We start from the raw sequence: 11,260 nt of genomic DNA, 5'->3' as shown, positions 1-11,260 counted from the left end.
TATTTTCCGCCGGAAAGGCCGCAGGCCCGCTGGTCATATATGATCACCTGCCAACCCGAATCGAGCAGGGGGGGGATAAATGATATCAGGCTGGTTCGGTCGGTGTCATCGGGGTGAAGCATTATCACCGTCCCCCTTGTTTTTGCGCGGCCGGTGTCGGGGGCAAAAAATAACGCCGCCAGGTTAATGTTGTCATTAGAGCTGACCGCAAAAGTATCCGGATGCAGGCCGCTCTGAACAAAATAGGCGGCGTCATTGGTGAGCTTAAATTGGGGATCCTTGAAGCGGTCGGCATCAGGGCGGGCGGTCAGACGGGGAACAGCTATTAAAGGGTAAATGATATAGAATATCAAGAAAAGGACAATGGCCGTCAGGACCGCCACGGTCAGCACGATTTCTCTGGTCTTCTTGCTCATCAACTTTGCCATAGAGCGGATCCCTTTCTTGCAGGAGAAGTTGCGGCATAAAATTGTCAATCTCGGTAAAGATAGCAACTACAATCTGCTTCTCCGAGAGATTTATCGAAAATACTAATATTCCAGGGTGATTAGGGAGAATTCTTATCCCCTTTCAGGAGATGATATTTCGGCGGGAAAAGGTTCGGGGAGCCGCAAAATGCCGCTTGCTTTGTGCATCGGATGAACAGCAGGGGGCCGAATGAGTCGCGCTATAATGTATAAGGGGGGCGCGGCCCTTGAAAAAATATGGCGAAAATGCGAATTTTCCTATTGACAACCAGTTTCTTTCTATATATATTCAGTTCGATGATAGGTATAGTGTCCGCAGTAAACCTTGTTGGAAAATAAGGCGAACTAAAGGTCTTCATAAACCCTGAAGTACATTGTCAGAGCCAAAATACTGCAGTTTTAAGTCGGCCGTGGGGGGCGACTTAAAATAGACTACTGTTAGATTGAATGGTTGAGTAGCTTAGCGTTGGCTGAAAAAAAAGGCAGAAAAGCCGATAGGTGATATATAAATCACCCTGGCTATATGTTGGTTAAGCTGGTCAATTTCTTAAGGTTGCAGATTATTTGAAGAATAGCTAAGGGATAGCGTTAAACCGATAGACACTTAACGGAGGAGATAAGGAATGTCCTTCAATCCCAAGTCCCTGAGCACTAGCTACCTAATCGCTACTGCCATCCTTTTCTTTTTGCTGTTCTTTGCCACTTCAGGGTATGCACAGTTTTATGACCTGGAGGTGAACGTGGGCGATACGACCGGTCCCCCGGGGCAGCAAAATTCGCTCATTTCTGTTTACATGAACAACTTTTCCGACACGGTCGCCGGTTTTGAACTCTGGCTGATTTTAAATCGGCCGGATCGCGCCGTTTTTATTACGGAACTTGACACGGTTGTGGACACCATACGTTGGGCCTGCCGGTCCGGCACGGTCCCTCATAGTTGCGATTCGGTAGTGGTTTCGCCATACTGGATCTGCCACCAGTACAGCGGCGGTCATTGTATCGACTCCAGTTCGGAAATCGGCTTCTGGCGTTGCCTGCAGTATGGCGGCAATCCTCCGCACTGTATCGATTCGACCTTCGACTATGGTTGGGACTGGGTTCATATCGATACGACTCCGGCGTTTGTCGGCAACATTGATACGACCGGGACGCTGGTATCGGGCTGGGAGTATATTCAGACCCGATCCTACGGATCCAACGGCATGGATATGAAAATCACCGCCCAGGCCAACCTTCTGGCGCCGCCTTATAAAAAAGGTATCGGCTTCCCACAGGATGGGCGGACGCCGCTGATCAAGCTTCGGGCGGACATTTTCAATATTCCCGACACGGCCACCGAACGCACCGTGAAAATCATGATCCAGCACGACAACCTTGATAATTTTGGTTTCTCGGATGAGGAAGGAAATCTCATCGGGTTTTATTCACAGTCGGTAGTGGATACGAGTTGGTTTGTCTGTCAGCAGTGGGCCGACCCGCCCCAGAATACTATCTGTATGCTCTACCAGGAGGTTTCAATCCCGCCCGCCCAACCGGATTCGATCGACGTTGATACAATACTGGTGGCCCGGCTGGATACGAGCAAGGTCAGTGTTACCGATGGCTCGCTGACCATTATGACCGGAATTTGCGGTGATGTGAATAATAACCGAGTGATCAATATTCAGGATGTTACTTACCTGATAAAATTCCTTTATCAGGGTGGGGCCGCGCCGCCGGTGCCGCGTCTGGCGAACTGCAACGGCGATTCTATCACGAATATAAAGGATGTCACCTACCTCATCCTCTTCCTGTATAAAGGCGGGCCGGCGCCGATTTGCCATTGATTATGTGTGGGATGACGAAGTAGAAGTAATTGAAGAGACTTAACAGAATTAGAACAAGAATTTAATATTTACTTAGTCAAAGGTGACTAAACACTAAGAAACCAAAAAAGAGAAAAGAAAGGAGGTGACACTTTAAGAGGTAATTGCAAACACGCGCTCAAAAGAAAGAAAACACTTTGATTTTCTTGCTTAACCGGAATTGGCCATATCTTTCGGCTAGGTGGCTCTCGCCGGGAGAACCAAAACCGATTCTGGGACCCCGAGGGGGGGTTAATGACTCGAAAGAGTCGCGATTAATGACTGAATATTATGTTAACGAAACAACATAGGAGCACAAGATGAAACGCATATTGTTTGTACTTGTCTTATCCTTAATGCTTCTTTCTTTTGGGCAGAGCTATGCAACATTGACTTTCAGCGCTGCCGTATCTGGTGCCGGTGCCTACGTTGATGGGCCCAATACCAAGATTAATCCGGGTATGGCCGTCAGCATCGATGTTTCTGCGGCCAGCACCGATTCTCCGGCCCGCATAACCTGGTCCAGCCCGTTCTCCATTACCGGGACGGACGTGACGGTTGTCTGGGGCGACACCGCATTGTTTGCCCAGGCTGCTTTCAAGGGTTATTGGGACCTTTTCAAAACGACGTATGCCGAGAGCTGGGACGGAGTTCTTCCGGACCTGTTCAACTACACCGGCGTCGGTAACTCCGGTGGGTTCCCCGGTGACGGCGTTGCGAAACTGATCCTGAAGTTCGGCGCCACTGTCGCTCTTGTCGGTCCCGCCACTACTGGCCAGATTTGCATTGGCCAGGGCGATGCCGTCAACGATGTCTATGACTGGATTTTCGATGATCCGCAGCCGACTTTCGACCCTGTCTGCTTTACCGTAGAGCAGGCCCCGAATTTCGCGCCCAACTTCACGCTTCCTGGCGCTCTCTGCCCGTTGCAGAAGACGACCCAGTGGGATGTTCCCGTGACGGCCACTTTCCTGGCGATTGATGTTGAGCAAGACGCGATCACGTATTCCAAGGCCGGCGGTGTCGGCGGTCTCGTAGGCGGTGCTTTCACCTATCAGCCGACCTGTCAGGATGTTGGTCAGTCCCTCAATGTCGATGTTCTCGCGACTGATGCCATGCATGGTGCCCCGGGCATTGCGACCCAGCACTGCGTTATGGGTATCGTCGTTCTGAACACCGCTCCGGTGATTGCCGGCGACTGCGGCGAGACCTTTACCGTGGGTCTGTCCGGCGGTGCTGCCGACTTTACCGCGACCGACTTCAACATTGGCGACACCAAGACCTGGTCGGTCTCCGGTGTGACCCCGGCTCCACCGATTGGCCCGTATGGTATCGATGCGCTCGGTCATTTCACATTTGTTCCGGACCTGAGCGAACTCGGCGGAACTTTCACGTTTACGATTTGTGTGACCGACTGCGCCGGTGATTTTGATTGTTGCGAGGTAACCTTCGTTACGGTTTCCGAGCTGCCTTATCAGATCAAGATCGCGAAGGTAGAGAAGGTTCTCCAGGGTCATCACTCCCTGGTCAATGTGACGAAGTTCGAAGGCACTAATGACATGCTCGGTTTCGACTTCCTCATTGCTTATGACGCCTCTGCTCTGACCTTCATGGGTGCCTTCCCTGGCGAGCTGTTTGACATGGCCGGCATCTACCAGTGGGAGTATTTCACCTATCGTTTCGGCCCGAACGGCAACTGCGGCAACGCTTGCCCGTCCGGTCTGCTTCGTGTGGTCGCTCTGGCTGACCAGAATGACGGTCCGCATCATCCGCTTGAGCTGAATGTTCCGTCTGGCACCGTTCTGTTCACTCTGGACTTCCTGGTTTCCAACAACCGGACTCTGGAATGCCAGTATGTGCCGATTCGGTTCTTCTGGATGGATTGCGGCGACAACACTATCGCCTATCATCCCTCGACCGCCGCTCCCAATGTGGTCATTACTGCCATCTCGCGTCACGTATACGAGTTCTGGGGAGCCGAGATTACCGCTAATGCGGCTATGCCGACTTACCTTGGCGCTCCGGATATCTGCGACACTCCGGATGACACCGTATATGTTGACCAGCAGATGATCATTAAGCCCGGAACCGTCCGGTTCATCGACTTCTGGAATGGTGGTATCGACATCGTTTGCGCCGACAGTATCGACGCTCGCGGTGACGTCAACCTGAACGGCCTGGCCAATGAAATTGGTGACGCGGTTGTGTTCACCAACTATTTTATCAAAGGTCTGGGTGCCTTCACGGTCAGCGTTGAAGGTCAGATTGCGGCTACCGATGTTAACGCCGATGGTATGGCGTTGACGGTTTCCGATCTCGTTTATCTGATTCGTGTGATCATTGGCGACGCTCTCCCGTATGCGAAGCTGTCCCCGTATGCCAACACGGCTAACTTCGGTCTCAATGGTAACGTTGTGACTGTCGATGCCGAACTTGGCGCGGCCTATTTCGTATTCAACGGCGCGGCTGATGTTTCACTCGGCGCTGGTGCCTCCAACATGACTCTGATGACCGGCACCCTCAACGGCAACACGGTTGCTCTGGTTTACAACAGCATGGATAAGGGCGCCACCTGCACTGGTGGAATCCTGAACACCAATGGCACTGTGAAGTCGGTTGACGCTGTCGATTATTTTGGCAACGCGTACAAGGTCGGAATGCTTCCGACTGCGTTCAGCATTTCCAACTATCCTAACCCGTTCAACCCTGTGACGATTATAGAGCTGATGCTGCCGGTCGCTTCCGACTGGACCGTGTCGATCTATAACGTTGCCGGTCAGAAGGTTGCTGGCTATAATGGCTACAGCCCGGCTGGCAAGCAGGTCGTGACCTGGGATGCTTCGAACGTAGCCACCGGCATCTACTTCTATAAAGTAGAAGCTGGGAAGTTCTCCGCTACCAAGAAGATGGTACTGATGAAGTAACCATACACTGATCCCCAAGGGGAGGTTTAAAACCTCCCCTTGGAGTTTTAAATAAGGAGAGTAACTGCCTGAGGATTTAGTTAAAGAAATGAATATTCGGGTGAGAAGTCAGGAAGGTTGAATGGCCCCCAAAGATTACAATCTGTTTTCGAAATGTAGGTCTTGGGGCTTTTTTGTTTTATCTCCACGGATGGTCCCTCTTTGTACTTGCAACCATATGCAATATTACGGTAGAAGAAGTAATAGAGTCTCAATATTACCCGCCCGCCTCACATTTAATCAAATTTTCTTTAGCCGGAACTTGATAATTTGACCCTTGTTATTGAGTTGAGAGAGAGTAAAAAAATCTTTGTAACCCTTTGATTCCTAAAGGACAAAGGAGTAGTCGGAAAAATCAGAGGGTTTTGACACGGAAATCTGCCGCAGAGAGCTGACGGCAGGGAGTGAGAAGATGGATTTGACCGATTTCGGTCTGTTTATTGCTCAGACTATTAGCGGCGAAAACCGCTTTGAAAAGATATATATATGAAATTATTTTATTGTATCGCAATGAGTTTGATGGTTCTGACCGGCGTTCCGGCTCGGGTTTTATTGGCTGCGGAAACGGCCAATAGTGCTCCTGTGATAGAGCCTATTGCGAGGCAATATGTTATGGAGGGTGAACGGCTCCAATTGAAAATCACGGCAACCGATACCGACCTTGATGCGATTACGCTGGGGATCATTTCGCGGCCGTTGGGGTCGATTTTCCTCGATAAGGGAAACGGCACCGCCGATTTCAGCTGGACCCCAAATTTCACCGGCCCCAATTCCTCGGAAGGGTCGCCATTCGAGTTGACTTTCTGGGCGGGCGATGGGCATAATTCCAGCCTGATTAGGACGGAAATCATAGTTACTAATAAGAACAGACGGCCGATTATAGCCGCTCCGGACACGGTAAGCGGTGTGGCCGGCGAATTAGTTTCATGCGATTTGAGCGCTGATGATCCCGACCATGACCGGGTCAGTTGGAGCCTTCTCACCTTGCCCGACCGGGTTTCATTCAGCGGCGGCAATCCGGGGCATATCAGTTGGGAGAGCAGCTACCGCGATTCGGGGTATTATCCGGTCAGGATCGCCGCGATTGACCAGTATGACGCCGCCGATACCGCCGAGGTCGTTTTGAGCATGGCGCCGGCGGTTATCTATGCCCTGACCATCGATACATCGTCGGGTTATCCGGGCGAAATAGCCACGGTGAATATAAATTTGGCCAATTTGGAGCCGATCTCGGGATTTGATCTTGTTACCAACTACGATGCTTCGGGCCTGAGTTTGATTTCGATTTCTAAGACCGAAACCAGAGCGGCCGCCTTTGAGTATTTCAATTATAAGCTCAACGACCGGGGGATTCAGGGGGATGTTCGGTTGACCGGAATTGCCGACATGCTCAACAGCACGGTCGCCCCCGATCTTGCCGCCGGGAGCGGCCCGATTGTCAGACTTACTTTTTATATCACGAGCGATCTCAATTTCGCCGGATTTTCGATTCCTCTGAGATTCGTGTTCCGCGATCTTCTTACCGGCATAGACAATACCCTGACCGATACTTCGGGTAATCGTATCGAACAATCCTCGATAGATTACTATGACGGATATATCAGGGTGTTGAAATCAGCAATGGGCAATCTGGGGGATATCAATCTGAACGGGATGCCGTATGAAATCGGCGATATGGTTTATTTCACGAATTATTTCATCAATCCCCGGCAATTCCCGCTGGATCCGGTTCAGCGGGCCAATTCCGACGTGAATAAAGATGGAACTCCGGGAACGGTGGCCGACCTGGTTTTTCTTTTGAATCGGCTGGTCAACGGCAGTTATCCGACTGCCAAGCCGAGGTATAATCTGTCGCCGGTTGATGTTTATGTCCGGGATGATGCCGGCGGTTTCGAGTTGAGTTATGATGCCTTTGAAAACCTGGGCGCTCTGGCACTGACGCTTGAAGGTGTCCGGGAAATTCCGGCCGGTTTGAACCTTGTAGCCGGACCGGAGAGCGGGGGGATGCGGTGCAAATGGAATACCGACGGCAACCTTCTGCGCGTTCTGCTCTATAGCGAGAACGGCGCGGTCATTCCGGCGGGTGTCGGTCGGTTCTTGAAAATAGAAGATATTTCGGCGTTTACGATAAAGGAAATTCAAGCCTCCTCGGCGGATGGTTACACGATACCGGTTGCGGTCAAGGGTGATCCAACGACTCTGCCGACAGGATATACATTATATCAAAACTTCCCCAATCCGTTCAATCCGGCAACGGAGATCAGGTTTGATCTTCCCGCCCCGGCCCAGGTCAGGTTGACGGTTTATAATCTGCTGGGCGCGGAGGTGGCCACCCTGGTACAGGGGGACCTTCCGGGCGGACATCACACGGCCATATGGGATGGGAAGGACCACAGTGGAAATGCGGTCGCCAGCGGAATCTATTTTTATCGCTTGAAGGCGGCGGACTATGCGGCTCAGAAAAAAATGATTCTTATAAAATAGATAGGTGCCAATATGTTTACTCATTTAGAGCGAGAAAAAAATAAATCTTCGAGGTGGATGATGCCGTACTACAAAATCCCCCTGCTCTTGATATTTGTTGTCCTGATCATTTTCGGAGGCGAGAGCCGCGCCCAGTTGATAATCGACAGCGTCCATTACGGGCTTGATATCGCCGATTTCAAGGGCCTGCCCGATTCGATAGTGAGAATGCCGATTCAGATCAAGAACGAACTTCCGATCGGCGGTTTTATCATCCGTTTCGAATATGACACGACTCTGCTCCATCCGATCCGGGTGGGAATCGATGAGGGCAGCTCGATTGTTTACGATAGCGTGGAAATGGTCGGGCGGGGATTAAGTACGGTTAACAGCTTTGCCACTAGTATTCCGCCGCCGCTTCACGACACTACCATATATGCTGTCAGGGCGGCCCGCGATACGGCTGATACTATCAATCGCGGCTCCCACTTCATCATGTTCATTCCTCAGCCGCGGCCGGAGCCTGCACCCACGGGCTGGCACACGCCGTTTATTCCGGTTGATACGCCCGTTGTTTCCACCATTATTTATTTTCTTTTCCGCGTGGACGCCGGCGCAGCCTTAAATACCTCGCGTTTTATACAGATAAAGGATCACAAGAATATTGTCGGCCAGCCGCAGGAATACCGTATTAACCAGTTTGCCGATACGACCGGAACGGTCACCATTTATCCCGGCACGGGAACCTATGGTTACGGCCGGTTTATCGTTGATACCGGAAGTGCGCCGATCGATACCACTTGTCCTTCGGGGTATCACTGGTGTGTGGACCACTGCTGTCCCAATACGCCGGGGAACAACGCCCCGACGATAGATGCCATCGTCCCCTCCAGTTACGAAATAAAGCAAGGTGATTCGGTTAAATTCAGCGTGACTGCGCGTGATGTCAACGGCGATGCCATATCGCTTCTGGCCAGCGGCATGCCGCAAAACGCCACTTTCAGCCCGAGCAATCCGGCGACCGGAACCGGTACAGTCACGGGGAATTTCCGCTTCCTCCCCTCTTTTGCCCAGTCGGGAACTTTCACCATTGACTTTCAGGCGACTGATGAGCATACCGAGAAATCAAGTATTCGCTCCGTATCGATAAAGGTCAATGTTCTGGATATAGACCGGCTGTTTACCAGTTCGGCCTACGGCGGCGCTCCGGTCGGCGGCATTCCGGGCGCAACGCCGGTGATATTGCCGATCGATCTGGTGACGACCAAAACAGTTTATGGTGTGCAGTTTGATATGAGTTATCCCGGCTCGATTGTCGAGATAGATTCGCTGCTGGTGACCAGCCGGACTCCGGAATATGTGGTCTATGAGAATCTGGGGCAGTTCCCCGATTCGATCCGGGTGGTTACTTTCGGCCTGGCCAATGAAGCCATCGGCCCGGTCGATACGATTTCGGGTTCGGCCATTCTGAGGGCTTTTCTCTCGATTGACACGGCCGCCGCGCCCGGCGACTACTGGATACGTTTTTATGATGCCTGGGAGTCGGTTGATCCCAATCCGTCGGTTCCCTCGCTGGCGCTTCTTACCGATTCCGGTGTCGTGCAGGTTGATAAGTATGGTGATGTCAACCTCGACAAACGAATCAACGTTGACGACCTGGTCAAAGTGGTGGCCTATATTATCGGCAGCTATGGCTTGCCGCCGCGTAATTTCGCCACCGCCAATGTGGTTAAAGACGGCACGGTCAACGTGATCGACCTGGTCGGAATTATTAATCTCATCTTCGGTCTTCCCGTCAATCCCTCCCCGGCGCCGGTTAACTATGGCGACAATTTCGCCACTCTGTCGGTGGTGCACGAGGATCTTTCGGCGGGACAACTGACCAAATTGAATGTCCGCGGCGAATTCCCCGACGATGTCGCCGGAGTGCAGCTTCAGATCGACTATGACCCCGATGTAATCGAGCTGAGCCGGCCGGAAATTTCGGAAGTCGCCAATCAGTTTACACTGGCATTTAATGATGACCATAATGGGCGAATCCGCCTGGTTCTCTATAACCGCCAGCCCTGGAAGAAGGAGAATCTCATCCCCGCCGGTCTGGCCGATGTGGTTCGGCTGCCGGCTACGGTAAAGCAGGCAATCAAGGCTGACGATAAATCTAAGGTGCGGATTACGCAGGCTTTTCTCTCTAACAGCAATGCCAACGAGATCCCGTTGGAGGGTTTGGCGCCGGTTCTCCCCTCGACCTTCATGCTCTATCAGAATTATCCGAACCCGTTCAACCCGACCACCCGGATCGATTTTGATATCAATCAGAACGGTCTTCCGGGCGGCCGGCTGACCAGGCTTAAAATCTACAATATCCTCGGTGAGCAGGTGAAGATGCTGGTAGACGAGTATAAAAGCCCGGGTCATTATACGGTAACCTGGGATGGAGCCGATAAGAATGGAAGATCCGTGGCGACCGGTATCTATCTCTATCGTCTGGAGGTCGCCGATAAGCACCAAACCAAGAAAATGTTGCTGGTGAAATAGGGATTGAGGTAACAAGAATGCATCAAAGGAATAGATTTTCAGGTTTCCCGGCGGCCTTTGGAATTGTCGCGGCACTGCTGCTGGTAATTCCGGTTCTGGCCCAGGCACAGGCCAATCAGTTGCCGGTGCTGAACCCGATCGGCGACAAGACGATCGATGAAGGAGTCAATCTGAATTTCGGGGTCTCGGCCACTGATGCCGAGAGCATTCCGGCTCTGACCACCTCTTCTCTGCCGACCGGGGCCACTTTTGTGGATAATCTTGACGGTACCGCGACATTCGATTGGACGCCGACTTTCACACAGGCGGGAATCTACCCGGTTATGTTCTATGCGACCGATGATTCCGCGGCGGTCGATTCCGAATTGGTGACTATCACGGTCAATGATATCAACCAGCCACCGGTGCTGGCGGCGATTGGTGCCAAGAGCGTTAATGAGAATGTTAATCTGAATTTCAATACGACCGCAAATGATCCTGATGTGACAACTCCCTCGATGAGCGCCACTGGTTTGCCTCTTGGGGCGACTTTCACCGATAATCTGAACGGTACCGGGACATTCAACTGGACCCCGACCTATGATCAGTCGGGTGTATACAATGTCACTTTCTTTGCCTCGGATGGCACTCTGAAAGATTCGGAGATCGTTGCTATTACGGTTAATAATGTCAACCGTGATCCGGTTCTGGCGGCAATTGGTGCCAGGAGTGTCAATGAGAATGTTAATCTGAATTTCAATACGACCGCGACTGATCCTGATGGAACGACACCCTCAATGAGTGCCACCGGTTTGCCGGTTGGTGCGACTTTCGTTGATAATCTTAACGGTACCGGGACATTCAACTGGACCCCGACTTATACGCAATCCGGTATTTATAATATTACTTTCTTTGCCTCGGATGGTACTCTGAAAGATTCCGAGATCGTTGCTATTACAGTAAATAATGTCAACCGTGAGCCGGTTCTGGCGGCAATTGGCGCCAGGAG

The 11,260-nt window shown here is 51.7% G+C and carries 6 protein-coding genes; 5 read left to right on the top strand and 1 reads right to left on the bottom strand.

What is annotated here, in order from left to right; genetic code table 11:
• Positions 1 to 428, bottom strand: a 428-nt coding sequence (locus NT002_02060; protein ID MCX6828055.1) for a hypothetical protein, incomplete at its 3' end; no start/stop codon positions are given.
• A 662-nt stretch (positions 429 to 1,090) separates the two neighbouring features.
• Here NT002_02060 and NT002_02055 point away from each other — a divergent pair.
• The 5 genes from NT002_02055 to NT002_02035 form a co-directional block, all read left to right on the top strand.
• On the top strand, positions 1,091 to 2,293 hold the full coding sequence (locus NT002_02055; GenBank protein ID MCX6828054.1) for a hypothetical protein: 1,203 nt from the start codon (positions 1,091 to 1,093) through the stop codon (positions 2,291 to 2,293).
• Between the two features lie 338 nt (positions 2,294 to 2,631).
• Positions 2,632 to 5,235, top strand: coding sequence for a T9SS type A sorting domain-containing protein (locus tag NT002_02050; GenBank protein MCX6828053.1), 2,604 nt, complete (start codon positions 2,632 to 2,634; stop codon positions 5,233 to 5,235).
• A gap of 525 nt (positions 5,236 to 5,760) precedes the next feature.
• Positions 5,761 to 7,758, top strand: coding sequence for a cohesin domain-containing protein (locus tag NT002_02045; GenBank protein ID MCX6828052.1), 1,998 nt, complete (start codon positions 5,761 to 5,763; stop codon positions 7,756 to 7,758).
• Between the two features lie 12 nt (positions 7,759 to 7,770).
• The gene (locus NT002_02040) at positions 7,771 to 10,272 is read left to right on the top strand and encodes a T9SS type A sorting domain-containing protein (protein ID MCX6828051.1); all 2,502 of its coding nucleotides are present in this window, start codon (positions 7,771 to 7,773) and stop codon (positions 10,270 to 10,272) included.
• A 17-nt stretch (positions 10,273 to 10,289) separates the two neighbouring features.
• Positions 10,290 to 11,260, top strand: a 971-nt coding sequence (locus NT002_02035; protein ID MCX6828050.1) for an Ig-like domain-containing protein, incomplete at its 3' end; no start/stop codon positions are given.

This window comes from Candidatus Zixiibacteriota bacterium (assembly GCA_026397505.1).
Taxonomy (GTDB): Bacteria; Zixibacteria; MSB-5A5; order GN15; family PGXB01; genus JAPLUR01.
The sequence above is the reverse complement of the archived record's forward strand: the minus strand, read 5'-3'. Positions and strand labels throughout refer to the sequence as shown.

Coding starts and splice junctions, on each gene's coding strand:
- NT002_02055 (MCX6828054.1), top strand. CDS start 1,091: ATGTCCTTCAATCCCAAGTCCCTGAGCACTAGCTACCTAATCGCTACT.
- NT002_02050 (MCX6828053.1), top strand. CDS start 2,632: ATGAAACGCATATTGTTTGTACTTGTCTTATCCTTAATGCTTCTTTCT.
- NT002_02040 (MCX6828051.1), top strand. CDS start 7,771: ATGTTTACTCATTTAGAGCGAGAAAAAAATAAATCTTCGAGGTGGATG.
- NT002_02045 (MCX6828052.1), top strand. CDS start 5,761: ATGAAATTATTTTATTGTATCGCAATGAGTTTGATGGTTCTGACCGGC.